Here is a 16,758-nt window from a genome sequence, read left to right on the forward strand (position 1 = left end):
CATGGACGTGCACGCACTGCACGACGGCTGGACCCTGCGCCCGCTGGCGGGCGAGGTCCCGCCCGAGATCACCGCCGAGATCGCCGCCGCCGGCCCGCTGCCCGCCACCGTCCCGGGCTCGGTCCACACCGACCTGCTCGCCGCCGGCCTCGTGCCCGACCCGTACGTCGCCGACCACGAGGCGGGGCTGCGCTGGCTGCACCGGACGTCGTGGGAGTACCGGACCCGCCTCGACCTGGGGGCCGCCCCCGGGGAACGGGTGGACCTGCAGTTCGACGGCCTCGACACCGTCGCCACGGTCTCCCTCGGCGACCGGGTCCTGGGGCGGACGGCGAACATGCACCGCTCGTACCGCTTCGACGTCACCGACCTCGCTCCCGGGGGTGACCTCGTCGTGCGCTTCGACTCGGCCCTCGAGCACGCCGAGGCCACCGAGAAGGACCTCGGCGCCCGCCCGCGCGCCTACGAGCACCCCTACAACGCCGTCCGCAAGATGGCGTGCAGCTTCGGCTGGGACTGGGGCCCGGACCTGCAGACGGCGGGCACGTGGCGGCCGGTGACGGTGCAGCGCTGGCGCACCGCCCGCCTCGCCCAGGTCCGCACCCGCACCGAGCTGACCGGCACCACCGGCCGGGTCCTCGTCGACGTCACCGTCGAGCGGTCCGGGCTGGAGGACCCGGCCCCGCTCACCGTGCGGGTCGGCGCCCGGGACCTGACGGCGTCCGTCGAGCTCGACGCCGGGACCACGAGCGCGAGCGTCGTCCTCGACGTGCCCGACGCGCCCGTGTGGTGGCCGCGCGGGTACGGCGAGCAGCACCTGCTGGACGTGGAGGTCGAGCTCCGCGCAGCGGGGGCGGTCCTGGACGGGCGGCGGCTGCGGACGGGGTTCCGCACCGTTCGGCTGGAGGAGACGCCGGACGAGTTCGGGACGGGGACGACGCTCGTCGTCAACGACGTCCCGGTGTTCGCCCGCGGCGTGAACTGGATCCCGCGCGACCACCTCCTGACGCGGCTGGACGCCGACCGCTACGCGACCGCCCTGGACGACGCGGTCGACGCGCACTGCAACCTCGTGCGGGTCTGGGGCGGCGGGATCTGGGAGAGCGACGACTTCCACCGCCTCTGCGACGAGCGCGGGCTGCTCGTCTGGCACGACGTCCCCCTGGCGTGCGCCGCCTACGCCGAGGAGGACCCGCTGCGCGGGGAGCTGGAGGCCGAGGTGCGCGAGAACGTCTCGCGCCTGGCGCACCACCCGGCCATCGTCGTGTGGAGCGGCGGCAACGAGAACCTGCAGGGCCACGAGGACTGGGGGTGGAAGGAGCAGCTCGGCTCCGCCACGTGGGGCGAGGGGTACTACCGCGACCTGTTCCCGTCCCTGCTCGCCGAGCTGGACCCGGGACGGCCCTACCAGCCGGGCAGCCCGTCGAGCCCGGACGGCCTGCACCCCAACGACCCCGACCACGGCACGCACCACGAGTGGGACGTCTGGAACCGCCTCGACTGGACCGCCTACCGCGACCGCGTCCCGCGGTTCTGCGCCGAGTGGGGTTTCCAGGCACCGCCGACGTTCGCGACGATCGCCGAGTTCCTGCCCGCCGACCAGCGCTCGAGCACGTCGCCGGTCTTCCTCGCCCACCAGAAGGCGCTCGACGGCAACGGCAAGCTCGACCGCGGGATGGCCCCGCACACCGGGGTCCCCACCGGTTTCGACGACTGGGTGTGGGCCGCGCAGCTCAACCAGGCCCGCGCGGTGTCGTGCGGCGTCGAGCACCACCGCTCGTGGTGGCCGCGGACCGCGGGGTCGGTGTACTGGCAGCTCGACGACTGCTGGCCCGTGACCTCCTGGGCCGTCGTCGACGGGGCGGGGCGGCGCAAACCCGCGTTCCACGCGCTGCGCCGGGCGTTCGCGCCGCGGGTGGTCTGCGTCGCCCCGCGCGAGGGCACGGCGCAGCTCGTCCTCGTCAACGACACCGGGCAGGAGTGGCGGACCCGGGTGCGGGTGCGCCGCACGGACGTCGCCGGCTCCGTGCTCGCGGAGACGTCGGTGGACGTCGCCGTGCCGGCGCGCTCGGTCCACCTCGAACCCCTGCCGCTGCGGGGGGCGCGGGACGAACCCGTCGTCGTCGACGCCGACGGCCTGCGCGCCCTGCACGTCGAAGCGCCCGACAAGGACCTCGCCTGGGACCCGGCGCCGTGGACGACCGCCACGACCACGGTCGAGGGGGGTTTCGCGGTGCGCGTCACCGCGCACGCCCTGGCCCGGGACGTCACGCTCACCGCCGACGCCGCCCTGCCCGACGCGGTCGTGGACGACGGGCTGGTCACGCTGCTGCCCGGGGAGTCCCACACGTTCCAGGTCCGGACCGCGGGCCGCGACGGGACGGGGCTGGCGGCGCAACTGCGCTGCGCCAACGGGTTCGGGACGCGGGGGTGAGACCGGCCGAACCCGTGACGGTGGGCCTGGTCATCCCCGGCCCGGCCCACCGGATCGGGGTGGAACCGTACTTCGACGAGCTCGTCGCGGGCGTGGAGGAGGTCCTGCACCCGTTGGGCTGCAGCGTCCTCGTCCTCGTCGTCCCCGACCTGAGCGCCGAGCTGGCGACCTACCGCCGGTGGAGCGAGGACGGCACGGTGCAGCTGGTCGTGGTGGTCGACCTCCTCGAGGACGACGCGCGGCCCGGCGTGCTGACCGGGCTGGGGATGCCGTACGTGCTGGCGGCGCACGTCGACAGCCCGTACGCCTGCACCTCGGACGTGGCCGACGACGGGGCGCGCCTGACCGAGGCCGTCGGGTACCTGGTGCGGTTGGGCCACCGCCACCTCGGGCACGTCAGCGGACCGGCGCACCTCGTCCACACCGGCGAACGGCGCCGGGCGATCGCCCGCGCCGCGGCGGACCTCGGCGTGCGGGTCGAGACGGTGGAGGGCGACTACACCGCGGGTTCCGGTGTCGGCGCGGTCGAGGACCTGCTGTCGCGGCCGTGGCGCCCCACCGCCGTCGTCTTCGACAACGACGTCATGGCCGTCGCGGCGCTGGAGCACCTCACCGCGAACGGGCGCACCGTCCCGGGGGACGTGAGCCTGCTGTCGGCCGACGACTCCCCGTTGTGCGAGGTGTCCGTGCCGCCGGTGTCGGCGATGACGGTCGACGTGCACCACCGCGGTCACCGGATCGGCCGGTCCGTCCTCGCGGTCCTCGCCGGCGGCCACGCCCGGCAACCCCCCAGCCCCCTCTCGCAGGTGGTCGTGCGCGGCACGACGGCGGCACCCCGGCTCGTGGCGGCAGGATCGAGCGGGTGACCGCTCAAGGCTTCCTGCTCCTGCTCGAACTCGTGGGCGTCTTCGCCTTCGCCCTCGACGGGGCGCTGACGGCGATGCGGTCCACCCACCTCGACCTGTTCGGGGTCGTCGCGCTCGGCATCGTCACCGCCGTCGGCGGGGGCATCGTGCGCGACGTCCTGCTCGGGGAACTGCCGCCGGCGACGTTCCGCGTCTGGTACTACCTGGCGACGGCGACGGGAGGCGCGCTCGTCGCGTTCTGGGGGCACCGCCTGCTGGCCCGCGTGTCCCGGCCGATCTTCGTGTTCGACACCGTCGGGTTGTCGTTGTTCGCCGTGACGGGGGCCCAGCTCGCGGTCGACGCGGGCGCCGACGCGGGTCAGGCCATCCTGCTCGGCGGTCTGACGGCCGTGGGCGGTGGGACGCTGCGCGACGTGCTGGTGCGCAAGGTGCCGAGCATCCTGACCGGTGGCCTGTACGCGGTGCCGGCCCTGCTCGGCGCGGTCGTCGCGGTCGTCGCACCCCTGCTGGGGGTGTCCGGCGGGCTGGCGGCGTTCGCGGGCGGTGTGCTGTGCGCGGCCGTGCGGACCGGCGGTGCGCTCCGGGGCTGGAAGGCGCCTCGCGCGAGCCTCACCTCCCCCGAGGACCTCGACTGACCGGTCAGCCCTCCACCGGCGCGGGGCGCACGAGTTCGTCCACGACCTCCTGGGCCACGTCCCTCAGCCTGCGCCGCTCGGTGCGCGCCCGCGCCCGCAACCGCTGGAACGCGGCGTCGGGGTGCACCCGGAACCGTTGCGCCAGAGCCCCCTTGGCCTGTTCCAGGACGATGCGGCTGTCCAGGGCCTCCTGCAACTGCGCCTGGACCCGCGCGCCCTCGGCGACGTGCTCGAGCTGGGTGATCCCCACCGCGCCGAACGACGCCATGGCCCGGGCGACGTCGGACTCGACGCGCGAATACGCGCCCTCGTGGTCGCGGAAGAGGTTCAGCGCACCGATCGTCCGCCCCCCGCTGTGCACGGGAACGGTGTGCACGGCGCGGATGCCCAGCGCGGCGGCGCGCCGGCCGAACTCGGGCCAGCGGGCGGCGAGGTCGGCGGCCGACGCGACGGACAGCACGGTGCCGGTGCGGTAGGCGTCCAGGCACGGCCCCTGCTCGAGCTGGAGCTGGAGCAGCTCGACCTCGCGCGTCTGGCTGGGCGTGGCGGCCAAGAGCTGCAGCTCGCGCCGGGAGTCCTCCACCAGCAACCCCACCGCCGAGGCCGACAGCAGCTCGGCGCAGTGCCGCACGAGGCGGTGCGCGAGGTCGAGCGGTTCACCGTGCTCGGCGAGCACAGCAGCGATGTCGTTGACAGCGGCGGCCACCGCGTCGGCGCGCACGTCCACGCCCGAGCCCTCCTGAGGCCGGCTCCGCGCCGGCCGGTCGTCCCCGGTCCACTCCGATGACACGCCCTGGGCTGCACGTGCCGACCCATCATGGCCGATGCCCGGCTCCGGACGCAGCGCGGGGCGGCGGTGCCCGGGGCGCTAGCGTGGGCCGGCGTGAGGACTCCTGCCGTCCAGTCCGTCGTCGTCCTCGGTGGCGGGGTCCTCGGCGTCTCCACCGCCGTCCACCTGCAGCGGGCCGGGGTCCGCACGGCACTGCTCACCCGGGGTGAGCTCGCCGACGGGGCCTCCGGCCGCTCGCTGTCCTGGCTGAACTCCGCGGCGTCGTTCTCCGCGCCCTACCACCGGCTGCGCACGGTCGCCGTCGACCGGTACCGGACGCTGTTCGCCCAGGACCCCGGCCGGGGGTGGCTGCGCTTCGACGGCGGCGTGTGGTGGGCCCCGAGCGGCGACGAGGCCCGGGGACGGCACGCGGCGCAGGTCGACGTCGGCTACGACGCCCACCTCGTGACGCCGGACGACGTCGCGGCACGGTTCCCCGGTGTCGCCGCACCGCGGGACGCGCTGTGGAACCCCGGGGAGGGGTGGGTCTCGCTGCCGCACCTCATCACCCACCTCGCCGGGGAGTTCACCGCCACCGGCGGTCTCCTGCGCACGGGTGCGGGCGACGGGTCCGTGGTGGTGCAGGACGGCCGGGCGCGCGGGGTGCGCACGGCCGACGGGCAGACGGTCCGCGCGGACGCCGTCGTGGTGGCGTGCGGGGCCCAGACCCCGGCGGTGCTGCGCGAGATCGGCGTCGACCTGCCGGACGCGTCCCCGCTCAGCGGTCTGGTCGAGACCGAACCGGTCGACTCCCCCGTCCGCGTCGTGCTCAACACCCCGCGCGCGGCGTTGCGGCGCACGCCGTCCGGGGGTTTCGCCGTCGACCACGACTGGTACGTCGGTGACGTGCGCGAGCACGACGACGGCTCCGGGGACCTGCCGGCGGAGGTGGTGGCCGAGCTGCTCGCCGAGGCGGGCGCGGTGCTGGGCGGGACGGCGCTGCGGGCGGCGACCGTGCGGGCGGGCCGCAAACCCGTCCCCGCCGACGGCGAACCCGTCCTCGGTGCCCTGTCCGCCGTCGCCGGCTGCCACGTGGCGTTCACGCACTCCGGCGCCACGCTGGGGCTGCTCGTGGGGGAACTGCTCACCCACGAGGTGACGACGGGGCGTCCGCACCCGCTGGCCGAGCCGTTCGGCCCCGCCCGGTTCGGGTGCTGACGCCCCGGCCCGTCAGAAGTCCCAGTCCTCGTCCTCGGTGGCGACGGCCTTGCCGATGACGTAGCTGGAGCCCGACCCCGAGAAGAAGTCGTGGTTCTCGTCGGCGTTGGGCGACAGCGCCGACAGGATCGACGGGTCGACCTTCGTCATGTCGGACGGGAACATTCCCTCGTAGCCGAGGTTCATGAGCGCCTTGTTGGCGTTGTAGTGCAGGAACGTCTTGACGTCCTCCGTGAGCCCGACCCCGTCGTACAGGTCCGACGTGTACTTGCACTCGTTGTCGTACAGCTCGTACAGGAGCTCGAACGCGTAGTCCTTGATCTCGTCGCGCCTGGCCTGGTCGACGAGTTCGAGACCGCGCTGGAACTTGTAGCCGATGTAGTACCCGTGGACGGCCTCGTCGCGGATGATCAACCGGATGAGGTCGGCGGTGTTCGTCAGCTGCGCCCGCGAGGAGAAGTGCATGGGCAGGAAGAACCCGGAGTAGAAGAGGAAGGACTCCAGCAGCGTGGAGGCGACCTTCCGCTTCAGCGGGTCGTCCCCGTGGTAGTACTCCAGGACGATCGACGCCTTGCGCTGCAGGGCCTCGTTCTGCTCGGACCAGCCGAACGCCTCGTCGATCTCACGGGTGGTGGCCAGCGTGGAGAAGATCGAGGAGTAGCTGCGGGCGTGCACCGACTCCATGAACGCGATGTTCGTGTAGACGGCCTCCTCGTGCGGGGTCAGCGCGTCCGGGATGAGCGAGACCGCCCCCACGGTGCCCTGGATGGTGTCCAGCAGGGTCAGGCCGGTGAAGACGCGCATGGTTAGCGTGCGTTCCTCGGGGCTGAGGTTCTGCCACGACTGCACGTCGTTGGACAGGGGCACCTTCTCCGGCAACCAGAAGTTGCTGGTGAGCCGGTTCCAGATCTCCAGGTCCTTCTCGTCCTGCAGCCGGTTCCAGTTGATCGCGTTGACGCGGTCGATGAGCTTCAACTTCTCCACGGTCCCCTCTTCTCCAACCCGTCCGCCGCTGCTCAGAGCATGCAGCTGACGCACCCCTCGACCTCGGTGCCCTCGAGGGCCATCTGCCGGATGCGGATGTAGTAGATCGTCTTGATGCCCTTGCGCCACGCGTAGATCTGCGCGCGGTTGATGTCGCGCGTGGTGGCGGTGTCCTTGAAGAACAGGGTCAGCGACATGCCCTGGTCGACGTGACGCGTCGCCGCGGCGTAGACGTCGATGATCTTCTCGGGGCCGATCTCGTACGCGTCCTCGTAGTACTCCAGGTTGTCGTTCGTCATGAACGGCGCCGGGTAGTAGACGCGGCCGAGCTTGCCCTCCTTGCGGATCTCGATCTTCGAGGCGATCGGGTGGATCGAGGAGGTCGAGTTGTTGATGTAGCTGATCGACCCCGTCGGCGGGACCGCCTGCAGGTTCTGGTTGAAGATCCCGTGCTCGACGACGGAGGCCTTGAGCCCGGCCCAGTCCTCCCGCGTGGGCGGCGTGATGCCGGCCTGGGCGAAGAGCTCGGCGACGCGCGGCGTCACCGGGAGGAAGTCCTCGGTGAGGTAGGTCTCGAAGAACGTCCCGTCGGCGTACCTGGAGTTCTCGAAGCCCTCGAACGTCTCGCCGCGCTCGATCGCGATCTCGTTGCTCGCCCGCAGGGCGTGGAACAGGACGGCGGCGAAGTAGACGTTGGTGAAGTCGATGCTCTCGGGGCTGCCGTAGTGCACCCGCTCACGGGCCAGGTAGCCGTGCAGGTTCATCTGCCCCAGGCCGATGGCGTGCGAGCGGGAGTTCCCGTGCGCCACCGAGGGGACGGACTGGATGTCGCTGGCCACCGAGACCGCCGTGAGCGCGCGGATCGCGGTCTCGACGCTCTGCCCGAGGTCGCCGCCGTCCATGGCGAGGGCGATGTTGAGCGAGCCGAGGTTGCAGGAGATGTCCTTGCCGACCTCGGCGTACGTCAGGTCCTCGGCGAGGTGGCTCGGCGTGTTGACCTGCAGGATCTCCGAGCAGAGGTTGGACATGTTGATGCGCCCGGCGATCGGGTTCGCCCGGTTCACCGTGTCCTCGAACACGATGTAGGGGTACCCCGACTCGAACTGCAGCTCGGCGATGGTCTGGAAGAACTCCCGGGCCGAGATCTGCGTCGTGCGGATGCGGGGGTCGGCCACCATCTCGCGGTAGTGCTCCGACACCGCGACGTCGCCGAACGGCTTGCCGTACACGCGCTCCACGTCGTACGGGGAGAACAGGTGCATCGGCTCGTTGTTCTTGGCGAGCTCGAAGGTGATGTCCGGGACGACGACGCCCAGGCTCAGCGTCTTGATGCGGATCTTCTCGTCCGCGTTCTCCCGCTTGGTGTCCAGGAAGCGCAGGATGTCCGGGTGGTGCGCCGACAGGTACACCGCCCCGGCCCCCTGGCGGGCGCCGAGCTGGTTGGCGTAGGAGAACGAGTCCTCCAGCAGCTTCATCACGGGGATGACGCCGGAGGACTGGTTCTGGATCTTCTTGATCGGCGCGCCGTACTCGCGGATGTTGCTCAGCAGCAGGGCGACGCCGCCACCGCGCTTGGACAGCTGCAGCGCGGAGTTGATGCCGCGACCGATGGACTCCATGTCGTCCTCGATGCGCAGCAGGAAGCACGAGACCAGCTCACCGCGCGAGCCCTTGCCCGCGTTGAGGAACGTCGGGGTCGCCGGCTGGAACCGGCCCGCGATGACCTCGTCGACGATGGCCGTCGCGAGCGACTCGTCGCCCACGGCGAGGGTGAGGGCCGTCATGACGGCACGGTCCTCGAAGTTCTCCAGGTACTCCTTGCCGTCGAAGCTCTTCAGCGCGTAGCTCGTGTAGAACTTGAAGGCGCCGAGGAAGGTCGCGAAGCGGAACTTCGCCGTGTGGGCGCGGTCGGTCAGCGTCCGCACGAAGTCGGGCGAGTACTGGTCGAGCACGTGCTGCTCGTAGTACCCCTCCTCGACCATGTGCTGCAGCCGCGCCTCGAAGCTCTCGAAGCGCCGGGTGCGCGGGATGACGTGCTGCAGGAAGTACTGCCGGGCGGCCTCGACGTCGGCCCCGAACTGGATCTTCCCCTCCTCGTCCCAGAGGTTGAGCATCGCGTTGAGCGTGTGGTAGCTCGGCGAGCCCTGGGCCGGCACGGTCGCCAGGCCGGGGGCGTCGGAGGTGAGGGTCACAGCGTGTCCAATCCGTCGCGGACGCGACGCACGTCGTCAGGCGTCCCGAAGAGTTCGAAGCGGTACAGGTGGGGCACCCGGCACTTGGCGGCGACGATGTCGCCGGCCAGCGCGTAGTGCTCGCCGAAGTTGGTGTTGCCGGCGCCGACGACGCCGCGGACGAGGGCACGGTTCGCGGGGTCGTTGAGGAAGCGGATGACCTGCTTGGGGACCGCCCCGGCGCCGTTGCCGCCGCCGTACGTCGGGACGATGAGGACGTACGGCTCGGTCACGGTCAGGGGCTCGTCCCGCGCGTGGAGCGGGATCCGCAGGGCCGGGCGGTCGAGCTGGAGCTTGTCCACGAAGCGGTGGGTGTTGCCGGAGACGCTCGAGAAGTAGACGACGCCGGGACTCACGGGGGCTCCCTGGTGTGCTCCTGCTGGACGGTCAGGCGTGGAGGGGCGGTGCGGGTGGAACGGTCAGACGGAGACGGCGGCCGCGGCCAGCGCGTCGACGCGGTCGGGGCGGAAGCCCGACCAGTGGTCCTCGCCGGCGACGACGACGGGGGCCTGCACGTAGCCGAGCGACCGGACCAGCGCGAGCGCGTCGGCGTCCGCGGTCACGTCGACGACCTCGTAGGCCAGACCCTTGCGGTCGAGCGCGCGGTAGGTGGCCTTGCACTGCACGCAGGACGGCGTGCTGTAGACGGTGATGCTCATGGGGTCGTCCCTTCCCTCGGGTCTGCCTGTGGTGCCGGTGCCGCGTCGAGGGAGCGACCGCTTCCCCGCCTGACGTCCGTCCTGCTGGTGCTCTGAACACTACCCCTAGGGGGCGGTGTGGAAAACCGCCACAAGATGGTGTGTTGCACCGGTGTAGTTCAGCAGGTGGAGCCACCGGGCGCGACCGCTGGGCGGCGCAAGCCCCTGACCTGCGAGGACACCCCCCGATCGCCCCTGTGGGTGATACCCGGAGTCAGTAGGTAAATACGGAGAGTGGTCGGCGTGTCGCGTCGGACGGCGTGTCCTCCACAGTCGTCCCCAGCTCGGTCCCCACCCCGTCCACACACCCCTCCACAACACCTGGGGGTCCTCCGGTCATCCCCCCACCACATGTCCGGTCGGCACCACCCGCACCCGACCCCGGCGGACACCCCGGGGGGTGGACCGGAAGCCTCCACCGATCGAGAGCTGCGCTGCACTCAGCGCCACCTTCCCGGTCCGGACGCGCTCGCGGGGGCAGAACGCGGGTCCCACCGACGCGTCTCCGTGAAGATCGACCGTTCTTCGCCCCCGCAGCTCTTGTCGTGGGCTCGCGGGCTCCACCAGAGTGGGCCCACGGCGACGACGGCGACGACGGGAGAACCTCGGCATGTTCAGCAAGGTCCTGGTGGCCAACCGCGGCGAGATCGCGGTCCGGGCGTTCCGGGCGGCGTACGAGCTCGGGGCGCGCACCGTCGCCGTCTTCGCCCACGAGGACCGCGCCTCGGTCCACCGGCTCAAGGCCGACGAGTCCTACCTCGTCGGCGAGCGCGGGCACCCCGTGCGCGCCTACCTCGACGTCGACGAGATCGTCCGCGTGGCCCGCGCCTCGGGCGCCGACGCCGTGTACCCCGGGTACGGCTTCCTGTCCGAGAACCCCGACCTGGCCCGCGCCTGCGCCGAGCACGGCATCACCTTCGTCGGGCCCCCGCCGGGCGTGCTGGAGATGGCCGGCAACAAGGTCACGGCCGTGGCGGCGGCGCGAGCCGCGGGGATCGCGACGAACCCCTCCTCGGCCCCCTCGGCGGACCCCGACGAGCTGCTCGCCGCCGCCGGGGCCGTCGGGTTCCCCGTCTTCGTCAAGGCCGTCGCCGGCGGTGGGGGCCGGGGCATGCGCCTCGTGGAGACGCCCGCGGCCCTCCCGGACGCCCTCGCCGCCGCCATGCGCGAGGCCGACGGCGCCTTCGGCGACCCGACCGTGTTCCTCGAACGGGCGGTCCTGCGGCCCCGGCACGTCGAGGTGCAGGTCCTGGCCGACGCGACCGGTGAGGTGGTGCACCTCTTCGAACGGGACTGCTCCCTGCAACGCCGTCACCAGAAGGTCATCGAACTGGCCCCCGCCCCGAACCTGGACGAGGCGGTCCGACAGCGGTTGCACGCCGACGCCGTGGCCTTCGCGCGGCGCATCGGGTACGTCAACGCCGGCACGGTCGAGTTCCTCGTCGCCACCGCGGGCGAGCGGGCCGGTGAGCACGCGTTCATCGAGATGAACCCGCGCATCCAGGTCGAGCACACCGTCACCGAGGAGATCACCGACGTCGACCTCGTCCAGTCGCAGCTGCGGATCGCCGCCGGGGAGACCCTCGCCGACCTGGGGCTGTCGCAGGACGCGCTGCAGGTGCGCGGCGCGGCGCTGCAGTGCCGCATCACGACCGAGGACCCCGCCAACGGGTTCCGCCCCGACACCGGCCGCATCTCGGCCTACCGGTCCGCCGGCGGCGCCGGGGTGCGGCTCGACGAGGGCAACGCCGTCGCCGGTGGCGAGGTCAGCGCCCACTTCGACTCGATGCTCGTCAAGCTGTCCTGCCGCGGCCGCGACTTCGCGACCGCCGCCGCGCGCGCCCGCCGGGCCCTGGCGGAGTTCCGCATCCGCGGGGTGACCACCAACATCTCCTTCCTGCAGGCCGTGCTGGAGGACCCCGACTTCCTCGCCGGGCGCGTCGACACCGGCTTCATCGCCGACCGGCCCGACCTCGCCCTGGCCCGCACCCCCAACGACCGCGGCACCCGGCTGCTGACCTACCTCGCCGACGTGACCGTCAACCAGCCCCACGGCCCCGCGCCGGCCGGGCGCGGGCTGTCCCCCGTGGACAAGCTGCCCCGCACCGCCGCCGCCGCGCCGCCGGAGGGTTCCAAGCAGCGCCTGGACCGCCTCGGCGCCGAGGGTTTCGCCGCGTGGCTGCGGGCCGAGCAGCACGTCCACGTCACCGACACGACGTTCCGCGACGCCCACCAGTCGCTGCTGGCCACCCGCGTCCGCTCCCGGGACCTGCTGGCCGTGGCGCCGACCGTGGCCCGGACGCTGCCGGGGCTGCTGTCCCTGGAGTGCTGGGGAGGAGCCACCTACGACGTCGCCCTGCGGTTCCTCGGCGAGGACCCCTGGCACCGGCTGGCCGCGCTGCGCCAGGCCGTCCCGAACATCGCGCTGCAGATGCTGCTGCGCGGGCGGAACACCGTGGGCTACACCCCCTACCCCACCGAGGTCACCGACGCCTTCGTCGCCGAGGCCGCCGCCACCGGGGTCGACGTGTTCCGCGTCTTCGACGCCCTCAACGACGTCGCCCAGGTGGAACCGGCCGTCAGGGCCGTCCGCCAGACCCCGGCCGTGGCCGAGGTCGCCCTGTGCTACACGGGCGACCTGTCCGACCCGGGCGAGGACCTCTACACGCTCGACTACTACCTGCGCCTGGCCGAGCGCTTCGTCCGCGCCGGGGCGCACGTCCTGGCGGTGAAGGACATGGCGGGCCTGCTGCGACCGGCCGCGGCGGCCCGCCTGGTGCGGGCGCTGCGCGCCGAGTTCGACCTCCCCGTCCACCTGCACACGCACGACAGCGCCGGCGGGCAGCTCGCGACGCTGCTGGCCGCCGTCGCGGCGGGCGTCGACGCGGTCGACGTCGCGAACGCGGCGCTGTCGGGGACCACGAGCCAGCCCTCGATGTCGGCGCTGATCGCCGCGACCGCCCACACCGAGCGCGAGACCCCGCTGGACCTGCGGGCGGCCACGGACCTCGAGCCCTACTTCGAGGCCGTCCGCCGCGTCTACGCGCCGTTCGAGTCCGGGCTGCCCGGCCCGACGGGGCGCGTGTACGACCACGAGATCCCCGGTGGCCAGCTGTCGAACCTGCGCCAGCAGGCCATCGCGCTCGGCCTCGGCGAACGGTTCGAGCAGGTCGAGGCGACCTACGCCGCCGCCGACCGCATCCTCGGCCGGCTCGTCAAGGTGACCCCGACGTCGAAGGTCGTCGGCGACCTGGCGCTGCAACTGGTCGCGCAGGGCGTGGACACGCCCGAGGCGTTCGCGAAGTTCGCCGACGACCCCGCCGCCCACGACGTCCCCGACTCGGTCATCGGGTTCCTCGCCGGCGACCTGGGGACCCCTCCGGGTGGCTGGCCCGAACCGTTCCGCTCCAAGGCCCTCGCCGGCCGGACCGTCAAGCCCGCGACCGCGACGCTGGCCGACGAGGACGCCGCCCTCCTCGCGACCCCGGGCCGGGAACGGCAGCGGACGCTGAACCGCCTGCTGTTCCCCGGGCCGACGGAGGAGTACGAGCGGCACCGGGCCACCTACGGCGACACCTCCGTGCTGGACACCCTCGACGCCCTGCACGGCCTGCGCCACGGCGTCGAGCACGTCATCCACCTCGAACCCGGCGTCGACCTCATCGCCGGGCTGGAGGCCGTCTCCGACGTCGACGAGCACGGGATGCGCACGGTGCTGGCGACCCTGAACGGGCAGCTGCGCCCGATCCAGGTGCGCGACCGGTCGGTGACGGTCGACGTCAAGACGGCCGAGAAGGCCGACCCGTCGAACCCGACGCACGTCGCCGCCCCGTACGCCGGCACCGTGACCCTCCAGGTCAGCGCCGGCGACACTGTCGAGGCCGGGCAGGTGGTCGCCACGATCGAGGCCATGAAGATGGAGGCCGCCATCACCGCCCCCCGGGCGGGGACCGTCACGCGGCTGGCGCTCGACGCCGTGCAGAACGTCGACGGCGGGGACCTGGTGCTGCTGGTGTCCTGACACCTCGGCCGCGGCGGCCACGGCCACCGCGGCACGGTCCCCTCGACGGGGCGAGGACCTCCCGGCCCTGCTCGTCGAGACGCCTCCGCCGAGCGGTTCCCCGTCCACGGCCCCGTGGCTACCGGGCGGCTGACGTCCTCAACCGGCGACGTCGAACACGAGCACCCCGCCGTCGGCCAGCAGCGGCCCGACGAACTCCTTGAACTCGGCGTGCGCCGGGTCCCCGAAGGCCGGGTCGTCCACGACCGGGGTCCCGACGTAGAAGTTCCGGTCGCCCTCGGAGGCGAAGGTCACGACGATCCCGTGCTCGAACCCTCCCCCGGCGCCCTCACCGCTCGTCTGGGTCCCGGCCTCGATCGAGACGACGTAGGGCCGGCCGTCCGGCCGCGGGCTCGCCGCGAGCGCCCGGAAGCGCCGCAGCACCTCTTCCTTCTGCACCGGGGTCACGTCGTCGCGGTAGCGGAACAGCACGACGTGGCGGAGCACGCCGGGGCGGAAGTCGCGGGCGGTGAACTCCTCCACGCCGACCTCGGCGAGCAGGGCGGTCAGGGGGTTCGCGTCGTGGGGCACGCGGCGCATGCTGCCACCGTCGCGCACCGGGCGCCGGTCAGGCGCCGTTCACGCGCGGGCCCGTCGCCCCGTCGAGCGCCGGACGACGAGTTCGGGCTCGAAGACGATCTGCTGCGCGGCGCGGCCTTCGACCTGGGCCAGCAGCAGTTCCACGGCGCTGCGCCCCAGCAGTTCCCGGGGTTGGCGCACCGACGTCAGGGGCACGGTCGCGGTCGCGGCGAACCCGATGTCGTCGTACCCGACGACGGCGAGTTCGTCCGGCACCCGCACCCCGCGGCGGACGCACTCGTTGAGGACCCCCAGCGCGAGCAGGTCGTTGGCGCAGAAGACGGCGGTGGGGCGGTCCTGCTCGCCTCCGGCGAGGATCTGCGCCGCGGCCTGGGAGCCGGCGCGCACCGACATGCCCGTCGCGTCGACGACGTGGACGGTGCCCGCGCCGCCGACGGCCTCCCGGACACCGCGCAGCCGCTCCTGGACCTGCCGCAGCGGGGCGGCGACGCCGACGTACGCGATGTCCCGGTGCCCGGCGCCCACGAGGTGCTCCCCCGCGAGCCGGCCGCCGAGGACGTCGTCGACGGCGACCGAGGCCTGCCCGGTGGCGGTCGCGGCGCCCCGGTCGACGAGGACGACGGGCGTCCCGTGGTCGCGGACCTCCGAGAGCGCGGAGCTCGGTGCGTCGTGGACGGGGGTCAGCAGGACGCCGAGGACGCGCTGCTGGTCCAGGCGCCGCAGGTGCCGGGCCTCCCGGTCGGCCGAGTTGGCGCTGTTGCACATGACGACGAGCGCGTCGTGGCGTTCGGCGAGTTCCTCCGCACCGGCGATGACGTCGGTGAAGAAGGGGTTGGCGACGTCGAGGACGACCATCGCGATGGTCCGGCTGACGCCGGCCCGCAACTGCCGGGCGGACTCGTTGCGGACGAAGCCCAGCTCGGCGATGGCGTCCTGGACCCGGGTCCGCAGCGCCTCGGAGACCACCTCGGGCCGGTTGAGCACGTTGCTCACCGTCCCCAGGGACACCCCCGCGCGCTGCGCGACCTCCTTGACCGTGGCCATGCCCTGAATGTCCCAGACGGCGGGGCCGGGGTCAGCGCCGGGCCGGGTCGACCGCCGTGCCCGCGGTGTCGGCCGGCAGGTCGACGACCTCGCCGTACCGTTCCCGCTCGATCTGCTGCAGGGACCTGCCCTGGGTGCGCGGCGCGAACACCGTTCCGACGACGGCCGCGACGACGAGCAGCGCGATCATGAGCGTGCCGACGAACGGGACGCCCTGCGCGCTCGCGCGGTACGGCGTCGCGAACAGCTCCGACGTCCACACGCTGTAGAACGCCTGGGCCCCGATGCCGGCGCTCAGACCCCACAGGAGGGCGTAGCCCAGCAGCGTGGGCAGCGTCCCGTCGGCGAAGACGAGCAGCCCCCAGGCGGCGATGCCCGTGACGGCGCCCACGGCGTACAGCAGACGCCGGTTGACGCGGTCGCCGTAGCGCATGAAGCCCAGCACCGTCGCGAGGCACGTGCACGCCCACACCAGGACCTGCAGCAGGTTCTGCTCGGTGGCGCTCTGCACCCCGGCCGCCTCGTAGACGCGGGGCATGAAGATCCCGGCCTGGCCCGCGACGGTGTTCCAGAACGCGTACACGCCGAAGAGGAACAGCAGGGCCGTGAGGTTGGCGCGCCGGGAGAGCAACCCCCGCAGGCCGCCCGGACGACTCCCCGCCGCGGTCGCGGCGCGTTCGTCCTTCCAGATGGCCGACTCCGGCAACCCCTGCCGCACCCACCAGGTGACGGCGGCGACGACGAACAGGTGCGCGAAGATCAACCGGTTCCCCAGCAGGCCCAGACCGCCCAGGGCCACCGCGAGCGCGAAACCCACGACGGGGCCGAGCGACCACGCCAGCTGCGCCGTGCCCACGCGCCGCGCCCGCTGGTCCGCGGGCGCCTCCTCGGCGATGTACGTCCAGGACGCCGGGACACCGGCCCCGACGGCGACGCCCGTCAACACGAACGCCACGAGCAGCATCGAGTAGCTGACGGCGAAGGTCGCGAGCAGCACGCCGACCATGTAGAGCACGAGGTCGTAGGTGTAGATGAACTTCCGGCCCAGGCGGTCGCAGAGCGGACCGCCGAGCGCCGCCCCGACCGCCGCCCCGAAGGCGTTCGCGGACAGCGCCGCGAGGAGGCCGACGGCGGTGTCGGAGACGCCGAACCGGTCCTGCCAGTTCGTCAGGCTCACCGCGATCGCGATGATGGAGCCCGCCTCGATGTAGTTCGACATCGCGACCGCGATCGTCGCCTTCCAGCCCGTCGTCCGCTTGGCCCCGAGCGCCATCGCCCG

The 16,758-nt window shown here is 73.0% G+C and carries 13 protein-coding genes; 5 read left to right on the forward strand and 8 right to left on the reverse strand.

Features of this window, described 5'->3' with window-relative positions; genetic code table 11:
• The first annotated feature begins 1 nt into the window (after nt 1).
• From AB2L28_RS04390 to AB2L28_RS04400, 3 genes are read left to right on the forward strand one after another with little or no spacing between them, the layout of a single operon-like run.
• Nucleotides 2–2,434, forward strand: coding sequence for a glycoside hydrolase family 2 protein (locus AB2L28_RS04390; RefSeq protein WP_370717512.1), 2,433 nt, complete (start codon nt 2–4; stop codon nt 2,432–2,434).
• Nucleotides 2,431–3,300, forward strand: a complete 870-nt coding sequence (locus AB2L28_RS04395; protein ID WP_370717513.1) for a LacI family DNA-binding transcriptional regulator — start codon at nt 2,431–2,433, stop codon at nt 3,298–3,300. The genes AB2L28_RS04390 and AB2L28_RS04395 overlap by 4 nt, the downstream gene beginning before the upstream one ends.
• Nucleotides 3,297–3,935 (forward strand): trimeric intracellular cation channel family protein, encoded by a 639-nt coding sequence (locus tag AB2L28_RS04400; RefSeq protein WP_370717514.1) that lies wholly within the window; start codon nt 3,297–3,299, stop codon nt 3,933–3,935. Before AB2L28_RS04395 ends, AB2L28_RS04400 begins: the two co-directional genes overlap by 4 nt.
• 4 nt (nt 3,936–3,939) lie before the next feature.
• Here AB2L28_RS04400 and AB2L28_RS04405 read toward each other — a convergent pair whose 3' ends face one another.
• A complete protein-coding gene (locus tag AB2L28_RS04405; RefSeq protein WP_370717515.1) occupies nt 3,940–4,662 on the reverse strand; it encodes a GAF and ANTAR domain-containing protein in 723 nt (240 codons plus the stop codon).
• 156 nt (nt 4,663–4,818) lie between these two features.
• On the opposite strand from AB2L28_RS04405, the gene AB2L28_RS04410 reads away from it, so the two are divergent.
• Nucleotides 4,819–5,922 (forward strand): NAD(P)/FAD-dependent oxidoreductase, encoded by a 1,104-nt coding sequence (locus AB2L28_RS04410; RefSeq protein ID WP_370717516.1) that lies wholly within the window; start codon nt 4,819–4,821, stop codon nt 5,920–5,922.
• 12 nt (nt 5,923–5,934) lie between these two features.
• On the opposite strand, the gene nrdF is transcribed toward AB2L28_RS04410, so the two are convergent.
• From nrdF to nrdH, 4 genes are all read right to left on the reverse strand, one after another.
• On the reverse strand, nt 5,935–6,906 hold the full coding sequence (gene nrdF, locus AB2L28_RS04415; protein WP_370717517.1) for a class 1b ribonucleoside-diphosphate reductase subunit beta: 972 nt from the start codon (nt 6,904–6,906) through the stop codon (nt 5,935–5,937).
• A gap of 32 nt (nt 6,907–6,938) precedes the next feature.
• The gene (gene nrdE / locus AB2L28_RS04420; RefSeq protein ID WP_370717850.1) at nt 6,939–9,020 is read right to left on the reverse strand and encodes a class 1b ribonucleoside-diphosphate reductase subunit alpha; all 2,082 of its coding nucleotides are present in this window, start codon (nt 9,018–9,020) and stop codon (nt 6,939–6,941) included.
• Between the two features lie 74 nt (nt 9,021–9,094).
• On the reverse strand, nt 9,095–9,493 hold the full coding sequence (gene nrdI / locus AB2L28_RS04425; RefSeq protein ID WP_370717518.1) for a class Ib ribonucleoside-diphosphate reductase assembly flavoprotein NrdI: 399 nt from the start codon (nt 9,491–9,493) through the stop codon (nt 9,095–9,097).
• Between the two features lie 63 nt (nt 9,494–9,556).
• On the reverse strand, nt 9,557–9,796 hold the full coding sequence (gene nrdH, locus AB2L28_RS04430) for a glutaredoxin-like protein NrdH (protein WP_370717519.1): 240 nt from the start codon (nt 9,794–9,796) through the stop codon (nt 9,557–9,559).
• Nucleotides 9,797–10,445: 649 nt separating this feature from the next.
• Between nrdH and AB2L28_RS04435 the strand changes: the two genes are divergently transcribed.
• On the forward strand, nt 10,446–13,856 hold the full coding sequence (locus tag AB2L28_RS04435; protein ID WP_370717520.1) for a pyruvate carboxylase: 3,411 nt from the start codon (nt 10,446–10,448) through the stop codon (nt 13,854–13,856).
• A 138-nt stretch (nt 13,857–13,994) separates the two neighbouring features.
• Here AB2L28_RS04435 and AB2L28_RS04440 read toward each other — a convergent pair whose 3' ends face one another.
• The 3 genes from AB2L28_RS04440 to AB2L28_RS04450 are packed head-to-tail and all read right to left on the reverse strand — an operon-like array spanning nt 13,995 to nt 16,752.
• Nucleotides 13,995–14,435 carry a Dabb family protein gene (locus AB2L28_RS04440; protein ID WP_370717521.1) on the reverse strand — a complete coding sequence of 147 codons (441 nt, stop codon included), beginning with the start codon at nt 14,433–14,435 and terminating at the stop codon, nt 13,995–13,997.
• Nucleotides 14,436–14,474: 39 nt separating this feature from the next.
• Nucleotides 14,475–15,479, reverse strand: a complete 1,005-nt coding sequence (locus AB2L28_RS04445; protein ID WP_370717522.1) for a LacI family DNA-binding transcriptional regulator — start codon at nt 15,477–15,479, stop codon at nt 14,475–14,477.
• A 31-nt stretch (nt 15,480–15,510) separates the two neighbouring features.
• A complete protein-coding gene (locus tag AB2L28_RS04450; RefSeq protein ID WP_370717523.1) occupies nt 15,511–16,752 on the reverse strand; it encodes an MFS transporter in 1,242 nt (413 codons plus the stop codon).
• Nucleotides 16,753–16,758: the final 6 nt, after the last annotated feature.

Origin of the sequence: Kineococcus mangrovi (assembly GCF_041320705.1) — a bacterium.
GTDB classification, from domain to species: Bacteria; Actinomycetota; Actinomycetes; order Actinomycetales; family Kineococcaceae; genus Kineococcus; species Kineococcus mangrovi.